We start from the raw sequence: 16,838 nt of genomic DNA on the forward strand, positions 1-16,838 counted from the left end.
CGCTTACCTGAACTGACAAACCGATGCACGCGGCTAACGCCCTGACAACTGTGCAGCCTGCGCCTGGACCAGATGCCGGTCGCACAGTTGGGCAGTCCGCCCGATCTGCATCGGCCGCTTGCGATAGAGGAGTTGCAATAACGGCAGCGACAACCCGCTGGTGTCGACCGCCCATTGCTGCAACACATCGCCGGCAGGCTTGCCTTGCAACACGTTGTGCAGTTCGGGGAGCGCCACCAGCATGCCTGGGTGGCATTGGCGCAGGTAGCCTTCGAGTCGCTCGCCGTGGTGAATGAATGGCGAGAACAGCAGGCAAGTCAATTGCCCTTCATCCAGGCCAAAAAACTCCTGGGCATAGGTGGCTGACAGAATACGTCCGTCGTCACCGCTTGCCTCCTCAATCAGGTGGTGTGGAATCTGTCGACGGTACATGTAGTCCATTGCTTGTCTGATAAAACTATCCACCCCTTCCTCGTAGGAAAGCTCTCGCAGGCATTGCGCCTGCAGCCCATGCATATGCGCCATCAGCAACGGATTGGGGAATCCCGGATGGCTGAAATGAAACGCGAAGGGGTCCGGTTTACGGGCCAGGAACTGCGTGAGCAGCGGTGCCGAGGTAACGTCCACGCCCTCCAGCAGATCGTCGATGCCGATATACGCCAGATGACGGTGCCCACTCCGCCCCGCACTGTCGCTCTCCACATACTGTTCGCCGTAGAGTTCGCGGTAACAACCGGTACTCCACTCTTCCATACGTGCATACAACGCATTGAGCGATAACGGCCTGCCGGGCGCCACGGTGATACCCGCCGCGATGGCGGTCTTTTTGAGCCAGGCAAGGTACTGGCTTTGCTTGCGCGCAGAATCGCCACTGACCACCGCATGCACTCCGCCGCCCCACGTAGAGGCCCGCTGGTAGAAATCCCCCAGGCGCAAGTAGGTGTCGCTACACAATGTCGCCCTGATATCGCCGGTGGTCACGTGCCCTATCATCAGCATGTTGCGCCGGCTGACCTCACGCCCCGCACTCGACGCCGGGCGCTGATGATTGAAAGGCAACACCTCCTGATTCTCCACCAGCAGCAGGTCTACGCGAGGGTCGTCGTGGAAGAACAACGCGCTGTAGCCTTGCTGCAGGGTATCCAGGGTTGCCTGGGTCATGCCCGCATGCCGCAAGGTTGCCACGCGCAGATGAAATGTCTTGGGCGCGCGCCCGGCGATGGTCAATTGAGCCGCCCGAAGCAGCGCCAGGGTGTAACTGCTGACAGCACCGCCGCCATGGGCGACAAGTACCTTGTAGTCACCTACTTGCTCCATGCCGCCGGCGGCCACCACAATTCGCTGAATCAATAATTGAAGTGCGGTACGTTCGGCACGCGTAAAGTGTCCGACCAACCGTTGCAGAACTTGATGATAAACATAGTTCATGGCTTGCTCGTGAATTGCGCTCATTGCTTTACTACCCGAGTTGAAATATCAGTTTCAAGCAACTGCCAAGAGCAACTGCCTGACCTATTACATCTGTAGGTTTATTGCTCATTACAGGGCATGAGGATGAATCAACATTAGCACCCTGCAACAAACCCACCGGAGCTTCCCTGGCGGTACTTTAGAGCCCAGCCCCCTGCAAGGCCGCGATCCTGCGCACCCCACAACGGAAACAGGACTAGCCCTAGGAATAATCCGATAGCGTCCTACACCGCTTTAACTAATAGATTAGGGAAATATCCGACCAATATTAATTTGCCCTCTCACCCGACTCCTGAATAAACACCCAGGCATCCCGGATAAACTTTTTATACAGACAGGCAGGCCAACATTAGTTTTGACGAGGCGACGTGGGAGTTTCAGATAGTCAATCATTGCTCAGTCCTTGAGATGACAGTGAAGGCACAATTATCGGCACTCAAATAATGATTAACAGATACAGAAGAGCGCCAGAAACCCGTTCAGATGATCAACCGGCCAGACTTTAATGGCGACCACACAACAACGCCGCGCTGGAATTCAGGGCGGCGCAAGGGGCAAAGGTATTGTTTGCAGGGCGCAAGAGCCCGGGGGAGGCTTAACCCAGGTGCAGGTTAAGCCCTGACAAATGGCGTATTTGCCTCATCCGCTCGGACCCAGGCGCGCTCATTTGCGAATACTCCTACAGCTCAAACAGCCTCAACTTGCAAGGCAACCCGCTCGCGGCACGGGCATTCGTCCATGTAGCGGTGCGCTTCGACGAACTGGCTGAACGGAAACACCGTGGTTTTCAACGGCACCAGCACGCGGTCGGCGGTCAGTTGGTTGATATCACGCAACGCACGTTGCAGCGCCACCTGGTCCTGGATGATCCCCAGCTCTGGCTTACCGGTGAAGTTACCGATGCAGTGGACGAAAAACTGAATGTTCTTCTGGAACGCGGCACAGGCCGGGAAAGGCGTCTGGTTGCCACCCTGCAGGCCATACAGCACCAGGCTGCCACGCGGTGCCAGTACATCGCCGAGCAGCGACATCTGTGGGCCACCGAGGCCATCGAACACCACATCCACACCGCGGTTATCGGTATATTTGTTGATCTGCATGAGCAGGTCCTGCTCTTCAGTCACGATCACCTTCTCTGCGCCCAGGGAGAGCAGATACTCGCGTTCCGCGCTGTCCTTGGTCGCGGCAATCACTCGCACACCCAGGGCTTTACCCAGTTGCACGAACGAAGGCCCCGCGCAGTGGCTGGCGTCAGTCACCAGGGCAAACTGGCCGGGCTTGACCCGTGCAAGGTCCACATAAGCAAAGTAGGCAATCAACAGCGGCGTGTAGTGCACGCTGGCTTCAATGGGGCTCAAGACGTCCGGGTAGCGGGTCAAGGCCGAGCGAGGCAGAACGATCTGTTCGCCATACACCGGGTAGTCGTTGGGGCTCTCGGCCGGAAAACTGGCCACCTTGTCACCCACTGCCAGGTCGTCAACGCCGTCACCCAGGGCGACAACCACCCCGGCCATCTCATGGCCAAGGCCCGACGGTAGACGAGCGTGGGAAGACGCCAGGTTCTGACGCCAAAGAATGTCGTACCAACTGATGCCGATCGCATCGACGCGCACCTGCACTTCGCCCGGTGCGGGCTGTGCGGCTGCATGCTCTTCGCACTTGAGCACCTCGGCCGGACCAAACTTGTGAAAACGAATCGTGCGGGACATCGCAAACCTCGTCAAAGTAACCTCTAATGCCATGAACTCTATCTGGGCTTTCCAGGCAAGGCCACCGGTCGCCATTAATAGTCAACATGCCTGCCATTGATTCCGCATCTGAGGAATAGACCCCAACGATCGTAAGAAACTCAATTAGCCGGTGCAGAGTACCAGTCTTTACCCGTAAGATTCATGCCGGTCATGCTTTTGAATGGAATCCAAGGTTCTGAATATGGCCGCTCTCGTCAAGTTTGCTGACTCTTCCAGGACACAAGATGAACCGTAACGACCTGCGTCGTGTCGACCTTAACCTCTTGATCGTATTCGAAACCTTGATGCATGAGCGCAGTGTGACCCGCGCCGCCGAGAAATTGTTCCTTGGCCAGCCGGCCATCAGCGCAGCCTTGTCACGCCTGCGTGGGTTGTTCGATGACCCGCTGTTCGTGCGTACCGGGCGCAGCATGGAACCATCGGCCCGCGCCGTGGAAATCTTCGCACTGCTCTCCCCGGCCCTGGACTCGATCTCGACCGCCGTCAGCCGTGCCGCCGAGTTCGACCCGGCCACCAGCACCGCGGTCTTCCGTATCGGACTGTCCGATGACGTCGAGTTCGCCCTGCTGCCCCAACTGCTCAAGCGCCTGCGCGCCGAAGCTCCGGGCATTGTGCTGGTGGTGCGCCGAGTCAACTACATCCTGATGCCGGGCCTGCTGACCTCCGGCGAAATCTCCATCGGCGTCAGCTACACCGCCGACTTGCCGGCCAACGCCAAGCGCAAAGTACTGCGCCGCAGCCTGCCGAAACTGTTACGCGCCGACAGCGTACCCGGCTCCCTGAGCCTGGACGACTTCTGCGCCCGCCCCCACGCACTGGTGTCGTTCGCGGGCGACCTCAGCGGCTTTATCGACGAAGAGTTGGAAAAACTCGATCGCAAGCGCCACGTCGTACTGGCCGTGCCGCAGTTCAACGGGCTGGGCACACTGCTGGCAGGCACCGACATCCTCGCCACCGTGCCGGACTACGCAGCCGAGGCCCTGACCTCCGCCGGCGGCCTGCGCGCCGAAGACCCGCCGCTGCCGGTGCGCAGCTTCGAGCTGCACATGGCATGGCGTGGCTCACAGGATAACGATCCGGGGGAACGGTGGTTGCGGTCGCGGATTCAGATGTTTTTCGGGGATCCGGACAGTCTATAAGTGTCGTCGGGCGGGCTGTTCAATCTGATCATTTCTGCCTTTCCACAAACCATGGAGCTCCATCCACTTCCAGAGTATTGCCACACTTGGTGGCATATTTGACGGCATGCTTTGGATGGTTTGAAAAGGATGCTCCGAGCCCGAGGCCAAGCAGACTATTGATGAGAATGGGATGGGTGCACTGAGGAAACAATGAATCCTCGACCCTACCCCATATCAATGACCGAGCCGTAGTGAGCGTCCCCATCACGCTCATCAAATGCGCACTAATGTAAAAAAGGTGATGGCATAATGCCTTGGTAACCGGCAAAATCCACACGTTCCCAACGGATTTGAAGGATCGGTTCCGATGACATGGCCAGTCACGCTGAAACTCGACAGCGCAGCCTACCCGCTTGGCGTGGTGCAACGCACCGCTTATTCCCTGGCCGACACTGTCACGATCCAGGTCGGCATTGAAGCCAATCAGATAAGCCTCACAGCCAACCCTGCTGAAGCAAGGCTAACGCTTTCTCCGGAGCAGGCTCACTCGCTGATCCTTCAGCATCTGAACGACTTCGCCCTACGCGACCATATCAACCACGAAGCAGTGGGGTTGCGCGAAATCCTGGCCCGAGCCGCGCTCGCTGGATGTGGGCTTTCCCAGTGACCCTGATTGCGACAGACGCCAAGCACTACCGCTTGCTGCCTTTTCGATTCATGCGCATGAACACGGGACATGACCGTGACATCCTGCTCACCTCTGATACTGGTGAGTACATGCACGTGAATGACGCGCAACTAAAAGCTCTCAGTTACTACGACGTTCAAGCAGGCACACCTTTTTACAAGGACCTGCTGGCCCGCCACTTCATCTACGAACCAAGTCGCCACGACCCGCTCCCGGAAATGGCCGCGCAGTATCGCAGCCGCAAGGACTTCCTCTTCCAGGGCCCAGCACTGCACTTGTTCGTCGTTACATTGCGCTGCAACCACACCTGCCAGTACTGCCAGGTGTCGCGGGCCCCTCTGGGAGGAACCGGCCACGACCTGTCGGAAGCGGATGCACAGGCGGCGGTCGATCGCCTGTTCGAATCGAACGCTCCCGCCCTGACTGTGGAGTTTCAGGGTGGCGAGCCGCTTCTGGCCTTCGAGCGCGTCCGCCAGATTGTCGAATGGGTCGTTGAACGGAACGTGGTCGAACAACGGAATATCCAGTTCGTCACCACCACCACGTTGCACCACCTGACGGAGGAAATACTCGATTTCGCAGAACAACATGGCATCCAGTTTTCGACCTCGCTCGATGGACCGGCGACCTTGCACAATGCGAACCGCCCTACCCCGTCACGAGACTCCTACGAACGCACTGTAAAAGGCATCCAGTGGGTCCGTGAACGCCTTGGCCATGATGCAGTTTCCGCGCTGACCACGCTGACCTCAAGAAGCCTCGAACAACCTGAAGCAATCATCGATGAATATGTAAGCCTGGGTTTCTCCAGCATCTCGCTTCGGCCTCTGAGCCCTTATGGGTTTGCCACCAAGAGTGCCAACCGACTTGATTATCCTATTGAGCGATACCTGGCCTTCTACAAAAAAGCACTGGCCTACTTGCTGCACATCAACCAACAGGGCGTATACCTCTCAGAGAGTTATACGAGCCTGTTGCTGAAGAATATCCTGACCCCCTTCTCCTCCGGTTATGTAGACCTGCGCTCCCCTGCTGGCGCAGGTACTGCGGCGCTGGTTTACAACTATGACGGTTACGTCTATCCCTCGGACGAAGCCCGGATGTTGCTGGAGATGGGGGAAGATGGCTTGAGGCTCGGCACTGTGCAGCAACCCTTGTCTGAATTACTTGCATCGCCCGTTATGGATGTGCTGCTCGCCAGTGGTGTAGCAGAGGCGCTGCCGGGCTGCTCCGACTGCGCACTCGTCCCGTACTGTGGTGCAGACCCCGTCGAACACTATGCACGCCAAGCTGACCCGATCGGACATCGAGTGTTCAGCAGCTTCTGCAAGAAGAACATGGGGCTGCTTAGGCATCTTTTCGGTCTGCTTCGCGATGGCGATGACAACGTTCAGAGGGTGCTGCTGTCCTGGTTGAACAGGCGCTCTTACAACGATGTCCGGTTCCCGGGTTACAGGGGCTGATGGCGATGCTGCGCAAAGACACCCACTTCGAAATCCATCACCTCAATGAGCCGAAACTGCTCAAGGTCATCACTCTGGATGAGTTCATCGAGCAAGGCCTGGCTGTTTGTGCCGGAAGCGCTGACTTTGGTGACCTGCTGCTTTGGCTGCCAAACGAAGAACGGCTACGGAGCCCGCACCTGCTCTCATTGCCAGTGGGTGGATTCCTGACCCCGGAGCCATTGATCGGCGACTTCGATAGCGCGCGGCCACACCTGCATACCCCCAAAGATGCGGATGTCGTGCAGCCCGGCGATGTCATTGCTGTCACACCAGGCAACGCGTTGGTGCGAGTGCTCTATAGACGAGGTTCAGACAGCAACTTGTTGTTCATGACTGATCGTTGCAACAGCCTCTGTCTGATGTGCTCGCAACCGCCCAAAGATATCGATGATCGCTGGCACATCGAGGAGAACCTACGGCTGATCGACCTGATGGACCCAGGCGAGGAAAATCTGGGAATCAGCGGCGGAGAACCAACGCTTTATCGCGACGGTTTGCTCGAAATCCTGGCCAAGTGCAAAGCCGTTTTGCCGCAGAAATCCATTCATGTGCTCAGCAACGGGCGTCTGTTCCAAGACCCGAGCTGGATCGCAGCGCTCTCTGCCATCGGCCACCCTCAGTTGAGCTGGGGCATCCCGTTGTATGCCGACAATGCCGAAGACCATGACCATGTGGTGCAAGCTCCAGGCGCGTTCAGCGAAACCCTGCAAGGTCTTTACAACCTGGCGCGCGCCAACCAGATCATCGAAATACGCGTGGTGCTCAATCGCCTGACCACGCCACGCTTGCCCGAGCTCGCCCACTACGTATTCAGGAACCTGCCCTTCGTGCGACATGTTGCGCTGATGGGTATCGAAAGTACCGGCCTGGCCAGGAAGCACTACGAAGAGCTTTGGATCGACCCGCTGGACTACCAAGAGTCGCTGAGCCAGGCCACGTATTTCCTGTTCAACCGCGGAGTGCCGGTTTCGATCTACAACTTGCCCCTCTGCCTGATCCCGGCCCACCTTTCACGTTTCGCCCGCCAGAGCATCTCGGACTGGAAGAACCTCTTCATCGATACCTGCCAGCAATGCGCTGCCGTTAAACATTGCTCTGGCTTCTTCAAATCCCACACCGACCGCTGGCAGAGCCGCGGTGTACAACGACTATCGACCGAGGCCTTTAGCGCCTATGCAAGGAGTGCACAGTGAAAATGCTCGACCGCTGGAAAGTCCTGATCAGTGGGATCAGCTTGCTGCCAATGGCAGGTACCACCCTGGCACAGGGTGGCCATCTATCGCTCGCCGATGCGAACTGGCAACCCAACGACAAACTACAGCCTCCAGTATTTGCCGATACGCTTAATGCGCCAAACACCGTCAACATCTATGCCGCACATCGCTCGCACAGTTCCCACCGGTCCCACAGTTCGCACAGCTCTCACTACAGCGGCTCGGGTGGCTATAGCGCACCTCGCTACTACAGCCCACCCGCTACCAGCACCCGAAGCTACAGCACGCCGAGCGCTTCAAGCAGCAACAGCCTTTATCAGTCATCTGGCACTACCAGCGGGACAAGTTCGAGCACTTCAAAGGGCCGCGCGACCAATGAGCAGAAAAGCAACCTGGTCACCCGTGTGCAGACCGCGCTGATGGTGCGCCAGTATTACCAAGGCACCATTGATGGGGTAATGGGCAAGGCGACACGGGGTGCGTTGATGGCCTTTCAGATGGACAGTGGGCTGACCGTGAATGGTCGAATGGATACGCCATCGCTGAATGCATTGGGGATCAAGATTCCATAAGTCGCATGGGATCTGGCGCTTACTCAGCAATACGTACGGATACGGAATGGCAAGGATTGATCTGAAAGTCCCCTTCTCAGAAAAAGATGAAGCGAAATCACTCGGTGCCAGGTGGGACCCGGGCCTGAAGACTTGGTACATCCCCGAGGGGGTCGACATCGGCCCCTTGGCTCGATGGCTGCCCGTAACAGAGCACGCGGACCTGGAGCACGGACCTGAATTTAGTGTCAGAGCTCAGTATTACTTCATCATAGAGTCAGTATCCGACTGCTGGGGCTGCTCTAATTTGACCCGCGTGTTTTCGTTCAAGCTGCCCGAGCAGCACGAAGAGTTCGATTACTACGAGGATGAGGACGAAGATTTCGCGCTCACAAGCAACCTCGGCGAATGGAAGTGCCGTGGATATCGCGGAACGGTCTCAAATGTCGCCAGCCTCTCTCCCTCGGTCACGAAGCAGATCCATCGCTTCACCAACCAGTTCAAGCAGGCCTACAGCAAAACGGTAGGCCGCCGTTACCTGATGAATCACTGCGAAAACTGCGGAGCAAAGCTCGGCGATTTCTTCATGCACAGCGAACCTGGCGGAGCTTTCTTCCCGACCTCACCACAAGAAGCCAGGCGGATGACTCTCATCAGAATCAATGAGCGGTTCGACGCCAACTGCAGCGTCGGCTTTGCATCCGAAGATTTTTTCGACTGGATGAAAGTTCGCGAGCAGCCCTGATTACCCTACCCAATCCCGGACTGCCCGAGGACCTCGGGGAGTCAAGCCCACCTTTGGTGAATCGCCCCAAAAATTCTCACTTCCTATCCCTGATCATTAAATACTCTGAACTACCTCGTCACCACCTGCATCCACCTCATACCCACAATGAGGAAATCACTATGGCTACCCCACAGGAAAATCTACTCGATTGGCTGCGCGATGCCCATGCGATGGAGCAACAAGCCGAGAAGATGCTGAAGGCTCAATCCGCTCGCTTGGAGCATTACCCAAAACTCAAAGCACGCATTGATCAACACGTTGAGGAGACGCTGGGCCAGCAACAATTGATCGATGGCTGCCTGGAACGCTTGGGTGGCAGTGCGTCGACCATCAAGGACATGACTGGCAAGCTAATGGCATTCGGCCAAGCCGTAGGTGGCTCGCTGATGAGCGACGAAGTGGTCAAGGGCGCAATGGCCGGCTACGTGTTTGAAAACGTCGAGATCGCAACTTATACGGTGCTGATTGCCGCCGCGAAAGCCGCAGGCGATAAGCAGACTCAAGCGGCCTGCGAGAAGATACTGCCGCAGGAAAAGGCAATGGCTAAATGGATTCTCGATCATCTGCCTGAAATTACTGAGGCGTTTCTCGCCCGATCCGAAGACCCCGAGCTGGAAGCGAAAAAATAAACTCAAGTGCGCAGTCTTAACCGGCTGCATGCTTAGTTACATATATAAAACTTATCGCAGAACCAATAAAACGCTGAGCTAATTAAAGATGATCAGGCCTCGCCAACATCACGAGGCCTGATCCATTCAACCCGCATTACGATTTACGGCCACCTCCGTGGCTGTTTTCTCCGCCCTTCTTGCCGGCCTCGGACGCCTTCTCACGGTCCTGGGCAAAGTTGCCGCCGCTGCCGCTGCCCTGCCCGCCGGAGCCCGAAGATTCGCTGGCTTGACGCCCGCCACCGTGGCTGTTTTCACCGCCTTTCTTGCCGGCTTCGGCCGCACGCTCCTTGTCGTTGGCAAAGTTGCCGCCCGATGCCTGGCCACCTTTACGACCTGCTTCGGAGGCTTTCTCTGGGTCGTTCGCAAAGTTGCCTGGATTCTCGTTGCCTTTGTTAGCCATGTCAGTTCACCTCGTGAGTTAGTTAACGAGCCATCGACTCGTGTAGTTGTGAGTAACTCCCACGTCGTGAAGTTTGAGATAAATTGCAGAGGCTGGACGAGCGGACACCCGTGGATAGTTCATGGGCATTCACAAACTTCCGATCATTGGAACTCGCCGCTTCGCTAGTTATACCGCTCGTCTCCCGAGGCGCTTTTAATTACAACGAACTATTTCAACGCCTTTCGAAGAGTGTGTGAACCGCAAACGCGCTTGGGCTTCAGCGCGACGTTATCGGTTAATTTCAAGGAGACGAAAAATGTCAGAACCTTCCCTTAGATGCGCTTGTTCGACATGCACGTGCACGCTTTATTCCGACCGCGTCTACCCGCGTGACGGCGCAGACTTTTGCAGCCAGGCCTGTGCCGATATGCATCCCGGCGGGCAGCCCTGCCCGACGGTGGATTGCACCTGCGAGCAAAGCGTGGCCACCTCGCAGCGCAACGTCAGCGATTCGCAACTCGATCAGGCATTGGAAGAAAGCTTTCCCGCCAGCGATCCGATATCACCCTGACCTCTACCCCTGGTGCGCCACCGTCCGGTGGCTGTACTCCACACGCGCCGCGCCTGGTTGAATGAGCCTGGCGCCTTCCGTTTCTGGTCGAGGTAGAGCACTGATGCGTACGCTCAAGCGTTGCCTATTCATCACCTTAGCAAGCCTGCTTCTGTCGGGCTGCGACTTCATTCTGTTCAACCCGAAGGGCCAGGTCGGGATCGAGGAGCGCAACCTCATCATCCTGGCAACGGCATTGATGCTGATCGTCGTCGTCCCAGTGATCGTGATGATGTTCTGGTTTGCCTACCGCTATCGCGCTTCCAACGAGAACGCCGACTATGCGCCGGACTGGGCCAGCTCCCACAAGATCGAGGCGGTGGTGTGGGGCGTGCCGCTGGTGATCATCATCATTCTTGGCGTCGTTACCTGGGAAACCACACACCGACTCGACCCCTACCGATCGCTCGACTCGGATGTACCGCCGCTGAATGTGCAGGTGGTGGCGACGGACTGGAAGTGGGTGTTCATTTACCCCGACCTCGGCATCGCTACGGTGAACGAGCTGGCGCTGCCGGTGCATACGCCGGTCAGCTTTACCGTCACCTCCGACGCCGCGATGACTTCGTTTTTCATTCCCGCGCTGGGTGGCCAGATCTACGCGATGGCCGGCATGCAGACCAAGCTGCATCTGATCGCCAACGAAACCGGGAAATTTCCCGGGATTGCCGCGAATTACAACGGGCCCGGGTTCTCCGATATGCAGTTCAACACCCTGTCCACTACGCCCGCCGAATTCGAGGCCTGGGTGAACACCGTCAAAAGCGCGCCGCAAACCCTCGACGCTAAAACCTACGCCGAACTGGCCAAGCCAACCCTCGGCCATCAGGTGACGTACTACGCAAGCGTCCACGACGGGCTGTTCCAGGCCATCGTCGACAAATACGAAGGGATGAATAAAGCCAGGCGCACCACAGCAAGCGAAACGGGCAACCCTGCTCAAAATCGGATGGCGGAGGAGCGTTGATATGTTTGGAAAACTGAGCTGGGACGCCGTCCCGACCGAACAACCCATCATCATGTACACGCTGGCGGTGGTCGCCTTGATCGGCGCCGGTATATTTGCCTGGGTGACCTGGAAAGGCTATTGGGGCTACTTGTGGCGCGAGTGGTTTACCTCGGTGGACCACAAGAAAATCGGCTGCATGTACATCATTGCCGCGCTGGTCATGCTACTGCGCGGGTTTTCCGACGCAATCATGATGCGCACCCAGCAAGCCATGGCCTCCAGCGGCGGGCCGGGCTATTTACCGCCGGAGCACTACGATCAGATTTTCACTGCGCACGGTGTGATCATGATTTTCTTCATGGCGATGCCGTTTGTGGTCGGCCTGATGAACGTGGTGGTGCCGTTGCAGATTGGCGCACGGGACGTGGCCTTTCCCTTTCTTAACGCGTTGAGTTTCTGGCTGTTCGTGGTCGGTGCGGTGTTGGTAAACATTTCCCTGGGCGTGGGCGAATTCGCGCGGACCGGCTGGGTGGCCTACCCGCCTTTATCCGGCATCGGCTACAGCCCCGGCGTGGGCGTGGACTACTACATCTGGTCACTGCAGATATCCGGGATAGGCACGTTGCTGACGGGGCTGAACTTCTTCGTGACCATCCTGAAAATGCGTACCAAGGGCATGACTCTGTTCAAGATGCCGATTTTCACCTGGACGGCGTTGTGCACCTCGATCCTGATACTGGGGGCGTTTCCGATCCTCACCGCCACGCTGTTCATGCTGTCGCTGGACCGCTACCTGGACATGCACTTTTTCACAAATGAGGCAGGCGGCAACCCGATGATGTACGTCAACCTCATCTGGGCGTGGGGACACCCCGAGGTGTACATCCTGATCCTGCCGGCGTTCGGGATTTTCTCGGAAATCGCCGCGACCTTCAGCCGCAAGCGCCTGTTCGGCTATGCCTCACTGGTGTGGGCGACCATCGCGATTACCGTGCTGTCGTTCATTGTGTGGCTGCACCACTTTTTCACCATGGGCGCCGGCGGCAACGTCAATGCGTTCTTCGGCATTATGACGATGATCATCGCGGTGCCGACCGGGGTGAAGATCTTCACCTGGCTGTTCACGATGTATAAAGGCCGCATCCGCTTTGAAACACCGATGCTGTGGACGCTCGGCTTTATCGTGACGTTCAGCATCGGCGGCATGACCGGCGTGCTGCTGGCGGTGCCGGGCGCGGACTTCCTGCTGCATAACAGCCTGTTTCTGATCGCGCACTTCCATAACGTGATTATCGGCGGCGCAGTATTCGGCTACATGGCCGGGCTGACGTACTGGTTTCCCAAGGCCTTCGGTTTCACCCTCAACGACCGGCTTGGCAAGATCTCGTTCTGGTGCTGGATCATCGGCTTTTACTTCGCGTTCATGCCCTCCTACATGCTCGGTTTCATGGGCATGACCCGGCGCCTCAACCACTTCAACAATCCGGAATGGCGCCCATGGCTGATGCTGGAGTTGGTCGGTGTGGGGATCATTCTGTGCGGCGTCGCCAGCCAGGCATTGCAGTTGTATGTGAGCATCAGGCACCGCGCGAAGAATCGCGACAAGACCGGCGACCCCTGGGACGGCCGCACGCTCGAATGGGCCACCTCATCGCCGCCACCCCTGTACAACTTTGCCGAGCAACCCACGGTCGATGACCTGGACGCGTATTGGGCCATGAAAGAACGCGGCACCCGCGTCACGCGCCTGACCGACTACCGGCAAATCCATATGCCGCGCAATACCAGCGCCGGCCTGATCATGAGCGGGTTCACCTTGGTCTGCGGCTTCGCGCTGGTCTGGCATATCTGGTGGATGGCGATCTTGGGCTTGGTGGCGACGGTCGTGACCCTGGTCATTCGCAGCAATGACGCAGACACCGACTATTTCATCCCCGCGCAGGAAGTGGCCCGGATCGAACACGCCAGGCTCAACGACCTGATGCAGGAGTGATCATGTCAGACATCGTATTGGACAAAGACATCGCCCACAGCCACGAACAGGGTCACGAAGACGCCGGTTCCATGCGAATTTTCGGCTTCTGGGTGTACCTGATGACCGACTGCATTCTGTTCGCGACATTGTTCGCGACCTATGCGGTGCTGCGCGACAGCGTGGCTGGCGGGCCTTCCTCAGCCGACATCTTCGAGGTGCCCTATGTGCTGATGGAGACCCTGCTGCTGTTGTTCAGCAGCATCACCTATGGCTACGCGATGCTGGCGATGAACCGCAATGACCGAAAAGCGCTGATTCGCTGGCTGGGCATCACGTTCGGGCTGGGTCTGGCATTCATTGGCATGGAGGTCTACGAGTTCCACCACTTGATCGCTGAAGGTCATGGCCCGAGCCGCAGCGCTTTCCTCACGGCGTTTTTCACTCTGGTCGGCACCCACGGCGCGCACGTCGCCACGGGGCTCGTGTGGATGGCCGTGTTGATGTGGCAGGTCAGTCGCCAAGGTATCACCACCACACAGGCGACGCGACTGAGTTGCCTCAGCCTGTTCTGGCATTTCCTTGATGTGGTGTGGATTTGCGTGTTCACCGTGGTTTATTTGTTGGGAGTGATCTGAGATGTATAACCAGAGTGACGTTAAGAGTACCGCCGGCTCCAGCCATGGCAACAGCCGGATCTACCTGGTCGGGTTCGTGTTGTCACTGGTGCTGACACTGATCCCGTTCGGAATGGTGATCTTCCCCACCCTGCCCCGTAGCACCACCTCCTGGCTGGTGGTGGTCAGCGGCGTGGTCCAGGTGTTCGTCCACTTCAAGTATTTCCTGCACCTGGATACCGCCGCCGAGCAACGCTGGAACCTGGTCGCGCTGGTGTTTACGGCGGTTATCATTTTGCTGCTGGTGGGGTTATCGCTATGGATCATGAGCAGCATTCACCTGAAGATGCTGGCGCACTGAAACGCATGGCATCCCCCCATGCACGCATGGCTGGAACGGGCAACGCCCGGCATCGTCATGGGATCGTATTGGGTTTTGCATTCAACGGGTTTAACCCAAGGCTGTATCTAGAAACATCATCACCGCGAAACCCAGCATCAGGCCAAGTGTTGCAGAAGTTTCATGACCGTTGCGATGGGTCTCGGGAATCACCTCATGGGACACTACAAAGATCATCGCCCCCGCCGCCAGGCCAAGCGCAATCGGGTAACCCAGGGCAAACCCGCTGGAAATGCCCAAGCCTACTACCGCGCCGATGGGCTCCATCAGCCCCGAACCTATCGCGATGAGTGCCGCTTTGAACGCGGACACACCGGTGACACGCAGGGCCAAGGCCACCGCGAGGCCTTCGGGGATATCCTGAATGGCGATGGCCGTGGTCAGCGGCATGCCCACATTCAGATCGCCATGAGCGAAGCTGACGCCAATCGCCATGCCTTCGGGCAAGTTATGCAACGTGATGGCCAGCACGAACAGCCATACCCGATTGAAGCGCTCGGTATCGGGCCCCTTGCGGCCGGTGCTGGCATGCTCGTGCGGGACAAAGCGCTCGAGCCCGACCATCAGCGCCACGCCCAGGGCCAGCCCCGCCACCACGACGCTTGCCGCCATGAACTGGTTGCCACTGATCTCTTGCGCAGCCGCGATCCCGGGGAGGATCAATGAAAAAGAGCTGGCGGCCAGCATCATCCCGGCTGCAAAACCCAACATGACGTCCTGGGTGCGGGTCGATATCTCGCGCAGGGCAACCGCGAGGACCGCACCGAGGGCCGTGGCTGCAAACCCGCTCAAGCCGCCCAGCAGGGCGAGGCGCAAGTTGGCCTTGTCCGCACCGACGATAGCGCTGTAGCCGCTGGCAAACAGCAGAACCGTCACGGCCAGCAACACCGACCAGAAGAATGTGCCTGTCCATCCATGGTTCGACGCGTGTTTCATCCAGCTACGTAATGGGGCGCTGACTTTCGACTCGGACATCAGGCCTTCCGCTGCCGTGAAGCCTGCTCAATGGTTTTGGTGCTTGCGTTGAACAACTGCCGTTCAAGCGCAGCGGCCTCACGTTCGAACGACTGGATGCTGTTGTCGAACTGGCTGCGTCGCGGACGGGGACGTGACCTGGATGCAGGGGTAGCCATGTTTTCACCTCTCATAGGGTTGATGGTTATGAGGCACAACCGAAGCGGCGCGCATAGCCATCTGAAGCGCGTGCCGGGCAAAAGATTTAATAAAAAAGGCCGACACGCGACCGACGGTTCAACGCGAGGCTCGCACCGGCCCGGGCTGAAAATAAGTGAACGCGTAGCGCTTGGTGACTTCTACCAGTAGTCAGCTTCAACGAGGCTTGGAAGCAGTTCATCAAAAAGGAAGCGGAAATGAACAGCACGTTCAATACCACCCGATCAATCTCCCTCCTGGCGTTCATCACCCTGACCACGGCGTGCGCGGGCAACAATTCAGCGTCGAATGTGGTCGCGCCCGGCGGCGATAAAACGCCTGCCACCCGCTCGCTCGACGCAGGCGCTGCGCTCCTGCAGTCACGCCCTCCGGTGGAGGCCTTGAATGCCTACCTCGACGGTTTCCACTTTTACAACGGCCACCCCGACGTACAAATGGAAGCCCACCACTATTGTTCAATCCTCAATGAGGACGTCATCCAGTGCGTGATCTACGACGGCAACCGCAAGGACGCCAAGCTGATGGGTGTGGAATACATCATCAGTGAGCCACTGTTCGCCCGCTTGCCCGAGCCCGAAAAGGCGCTGTGGCACAGCCACGTGCATGAGGTGAAATCGGGTCAGCTCATCGCCCCTGGCATTCCACAGGTGGCCGAGCACGCGCTGATGCAAAAACTCGTGCACACCTATGGCAAGACCTGGCACACCTGGCATACCGACCTCAACAAAGACCTGCCGCTGGGGGTGCCTCAATTGATGATGGGGTTCACCGCCGATGGGCAAGTCGACCAGAACATGGTCGCCGAGCGAGACCACCGATTCGGCATCGACAGCGCCAAGAAAAAACAGGCGCGCGCCGACATCGTCGCGCCGCCCGTAGCGCAGGGCGCGGATGCGTGGAAACACGGCAACATCATCCAGATCACCGATCCGACGGCCACCTCACATCATCCTTGAACACCCAACCTTTGGAGCAGA

Annotated in this window: 17 protein-coding genes; 13 read left to right on the plus strand and 4 right to left on the minus strand. The window is 57.9% G+C overall.

Annotated elements, in window-relative coordinates; all coding sequences use genetic code 11:
- Nucleotides 1-33 precede the first annotated feature (33 nt).
- Together M5B97_RS20245 and M5B97_RS20250 are read right to left on the minus strand one after the other, a co-directional pair.
- Entirely contained in the window at nucleotides 34-1,452 is a 1,419-nt protein-coding gene (locus M5B97_RS20245) for a hypothetical protein (RefSeq protein WP_248732464.1), read from the minus strand.
- A gap of 704 nt (nucleotides 1,453-2,156) precedes the next feature.
- A complete protein-coding gene (locus M5B97_RS20250; RefSeq protein WP_123718248.1) occupies nucleotides 2,157-3,179 on the minus strand; it encodes a zinc-dependent alcohol dehydrogenase family protein in 1,023 nt (340 codons plus the stop codon).
- 266 nt (nucleotides 3,180-3,445) lie between these two features.
- Here M5B97_RS20250 and M5B97_RS20255 point away from each other — a divergent pair, with 266 nt between their 5' ends.
- The 7 genes from M5B97_RS20255 to M5B97_RS20285 all read left to right on the plus strand — a co-directional run bounded on the left by M5B97_RS20255 (nucleotide 3,446) and on the right by M5B97_RS20285 (nucleotide 9,716).
- Nucleotides 3,446-4,360 carry a LysR substrate-binding domain-containing protein gene (locus M5B97_RS20255; RefSeq protein ID WP_123718247.1) on the plus strand — a complete coding sequence of 305 codons (915 nt, stop codon included), beginning with the start codon at nucleotides 3,446-3,448 and terminating at the stop codon, nucleotides 4,358-4,360.
- Nucleotides 4,361-4,709: 349 nt separating this feature from the next.
- Nucleotides 4,710-5,009, plus strand: a complete 300-nt coding sequence (hxsD, locus tag M5B97_RS20260; RefSeq protein ID WP_248732465.1) for a His-Xaa-Ser system protein HxsD — start codon at nucleotides 4,710-4,712, stop codon at nucleotides 5,007-5,009.
- Nucleotides 5,006-6,493, plus strand: a complete 1,488-nt coding sequence (gene hxsB, locus M5B97_RS20265) for a His-Xaa-Ser system radical SAM maturase HxsB (protein ID WP_248732466.1) — start codon at nucleotides 5,006-5,008, stop codon at nucleotides 6,491-6,493. Before hxsD ends, hxsB begins: the two co-directional genes overlap by 4 nt.
- Nucleotides 6,493-7,728 carry a His-Xaa-Ser system radical SAM maturase HxsC gene (gene hxsC, locus M5B97_RS20270; RefSeq protein ID WP_248732467.1) on the plus strand — a complete coding sequence of 412 codons (1,236 nt, stop codon included), beginning with the start codon at nucleotides 6,493-6,495 and terminating at the stop codon, nucleotides 7,726-7,728. The genes hxsB and hxsC overlap by 1 nt, the downstream gene beginning before the upstream one ends.
- Nucleotides 7,725-8,321, plus strand: a complete 597-nt coding sequence (gene hxsA / locus M5B97_RS20275) for a His-Xaa-Ser repeat protein HxsA (RefSeq protein WP_248732468.1) — start codon at nucleotides 7,725-7,727, stop codon at nucleotides 8,319-8,321. The genes hxsC and hxsA overlap by 4 nt, the downstream gene beginning before the upstream one ends.
- A 46-nt stretch (nucleotides 8,322-8,367) precedes the next feature.
- Nucleotides 8,368-9,045, plus strand: a complete 678-nt coding sequence (locus tag M5B97_RS20280) for a DUF5710 domain-containing protein (RefSeq protein ID WP_248732469.1) — start codon at nucleotides 8,368-8,370, stop codon at nucleotides 9,043-9,045.
- A gap of 161 nt (nucleotides 9,046-9,206) precedes the next feature.
- Nucleotides 9,207-9,716: a ferritin-like domain-containing protein gene (locus M5B97_RS20285; RefSeq protein ID WP_248732470.1), complete on the plus strand. Its 510-nt coding sequence runs from the start codon at nucleotides 9,207-9,209 to the stop codon at nucleotides 9,714-9,716.
- Nucleotides 9,717-9,852: 136 nt separating this feature from the next.
- Here the strand turns inward: M5B97_RS20285 and M5B97_RS20290 are convergent, their stop codons facing one another.
- Nucleotides 9,853-10,158, minus strand: a complete 306-nt coding sequence (locus M5B97_RS20290; protein ID WP_134657171.1) for a general stress protein — start codon at nucleotides 10,156-10,158, stop codon at nucleotides 9,853-9,855.
- A 298-nt stretch (nucleotides 10,159-10,456) separates the two neighbouring features.
- Here M5B97_RS20290 and M5B97_RS20295 point away from each other — a divergent pair, with 298 nt between their 5' ends.
- The 5 genes from M5B97_RS20295 (at nucleotide 10,457) to cyoD (ending at nucleotide 14,649) form a co-directional block, all read left to right on the plus strand.
- On the plus strand, nucleotides 10,457-10,711 hold the full coding sequence (locus M5B97_RS20295) for a metallothionein (RefSeq protein ID WP_248732471.1): 255 nt from the start codon (nucleotides 10,457-10,459) through the stop codon (nucleotides 10,709-10,711).
- A 103-nt stretch (nucleotides 10,712-10,814) separates the two neighbouring features.
- Complete coding sequence (gene cyoA, locus M5B97_RS20300) at nucleotides 10,815-11,717, plus strand: ubiquinol oxidase subunit II (RefSeq protein WP_248732472.1); 903 nt, start codon at nucleotides 10,815-10,817, stop codon at nucleotides 11,715-11,717.
- Between the two features lies 1 nt (nucleotide 11,718).
- Nucleotides 11,719-13,692, plus strand: coding sequence for a cytochrome o ubiquinol oxidase subunit I (gene cyoB, locus M5B97_RS20305; RefSeq protein ID WP_248732473.1), 1,974 nt, complete (start codon nucleotides 11,719-11,721; stop codon nucleotides 13,690-13,692).
- Nucleotides 13,693-13,694: 2 nt separating this feature from the next.
- Nucleotides 13,695-14,309 (plus strand): cytochrome o ubiquinol oxidase subunit III, encoded by a 615-nt coding sequence (gene cyoC / locus M5B97_RS20310; RefSeq protein WP_123718238.1) that lies wholly within the window; start codon nucleotides 13,695-13,697, stop codon nucleotides 14,307-14,309.
- A gap of 1 nt (nucleotide 14,310) precedes the next feature.
- Complete coding sequence (gene cyoD, locus M5B97_RS20315) at nucleotides 14,311-14,649, plus strand: cytochrome o ubiquinol oxidase subunit IV (RefSeq protein ID WP_248732474.1); 339 nt, start codon at nucleotides 14,311-14,313, stop codon at nucleotides 14,647-14,649.
- Nucleotides 14,650-14,739: 90 nt separating this feature from the next.
- Here cyoD and M5B97_RS20320 read toward each other — a convergent pair whose 3' ends face one another.
- The gene (locus tag M5B97_RS20320) at nucleotides 14,740-15,663 is read right to left on the minus strand and encodes a ZIP family metal transporter (protein WP_248732475.1); all 924 of its coding nucleotides are present in this window, start codon (nucleotides 15,661-15,663) and stop codon (nucleotides 14,740-14,742) included.
- 395 nt (nucleotides 15,664-16,058) lie between these two features.
- Here M5B97_RS20320 and M5B97_RS20325 point away from each other — a divergent pair, with 395 nt between their 5' ends.
- On the plus strand, nucleotides 16,059-16,817 hold the full coding sequence (locus tag M5B97_RS20325) for an OBAP family protein (protein WP_248732476.1): 759 nt from the start codon (nucleotides 16,059-16,061) through the stop codon (nucleotides 16,815-16,817).
- Nucleotides 16,818-16,838: the final 21 nt, after the last annotated feature.

The sequence above is a fragment of the Pseudomonas sp. MWU13-2517 genome (assembly GCF_023242545.1).
Lineage (GTDB): Bacteria > Pseudomonadota > Gammaproteobacteria > Pseudomonadales > Pseudomonadaceae > Aquipseudomonas.

Coding starts and splice junctions, on each gene's coding strand:
- M5B97_RS20245 (WP_248732464.1), bottom strand. CDS start 1,452: ATGAGCGCAATTCACGAGCAAGCCATGAACTATGTTTATCATCAAGTT.
- M5B97_RS20250 (WP_123718248.1), bottom strand. CDS start 3,179: ATGTCCCGCACGATTCGTTTTCACAAGTTTGGTCCGGCCGAGGTGCTC.
- M5B97_RS20255 (WP_123718247.1), top strand. CDS start 3,446: ATGAACCGTAACGACCTGCGTCGTGTCGACCTTAACCTCTTGATCGTA.
- hxsD (WP_248732465.1), top strand. CDS start 4,710: ATGACATGGCCAGTCACGCTGAAACTCGACAGCGCAGCCTACCCGCTT.
- hxsC (WP_248732467.1), top strand. CDS start 6,493: ATGGCGATGCTGCGCAAAGACACCCACTTCGAAATCCATCACCTCAAT.
- M5B97_RS20280 (WP_248732469.1), top strand. CDS start 8,368: ATGGCAAGGATTGATCTGAAAGTCCCCTTCTCAGAAAAAGATGAAGCG.
- M5B97_RS20285 (WP_248732470.1), top strand. CDS start 9,207: ATGGCTACCCCACAGGAAAATCTACTCGATTGGCTGCGCGATGCCCAT.
- M5B97_RS20290 (WP_134657171.1), bottom strand. CDS start 10,158: ATGGCTAACAAAGGCAACGAGAATCCAGGCAACTTTGCGAACGACCCA.
- M5B97_RS20295 (WP_248732471.1), top strand. CDS start 10,457: ATGTCAGAACCTTCCCTTAGATGCGCTTGTTCGACATGCACGTGCACG.
- cyoA (WP_248732472.1), top strand. CDS start 10,815: ATGCGTACGCTCAAGCGTTGCCTATTCATCACCTTAGCAAGCCTGCTT.
- cyoB (WP_248732473.1), top strand. CDS start 11,719: ATGTTTGGAAAACTGAGCTGGGACGCCGTCCCGACCGAACAACCCATC.
- cyoC (WP_123718238.1), top strand. CDS start 13,695: ATGTCAGACATCGTATTGGACAAAGACATCGCCCACAGCCACGAACAG.
- cyoD (WP_248732474.1), top strand. CDS start 14,311: ATGTATAACCAGAGTGACGTTAAGAGTACCGCCGGCTCCAGCCATGGC.
- M5B97_RS20320 (WP_248732475.1), bottom strand. CDS start 15,663: ATGTCCGAGTCGAAAGTCAGCGCCCCATTACGTAGCTGGATGAAACAC.
- M5B97_RS20325 (WP_248732476.1), top strand. CDS start 16,059: ATGAACAGCACGTTCAATACCACCCGATCAATCTCCCTCCTGGCGTTC.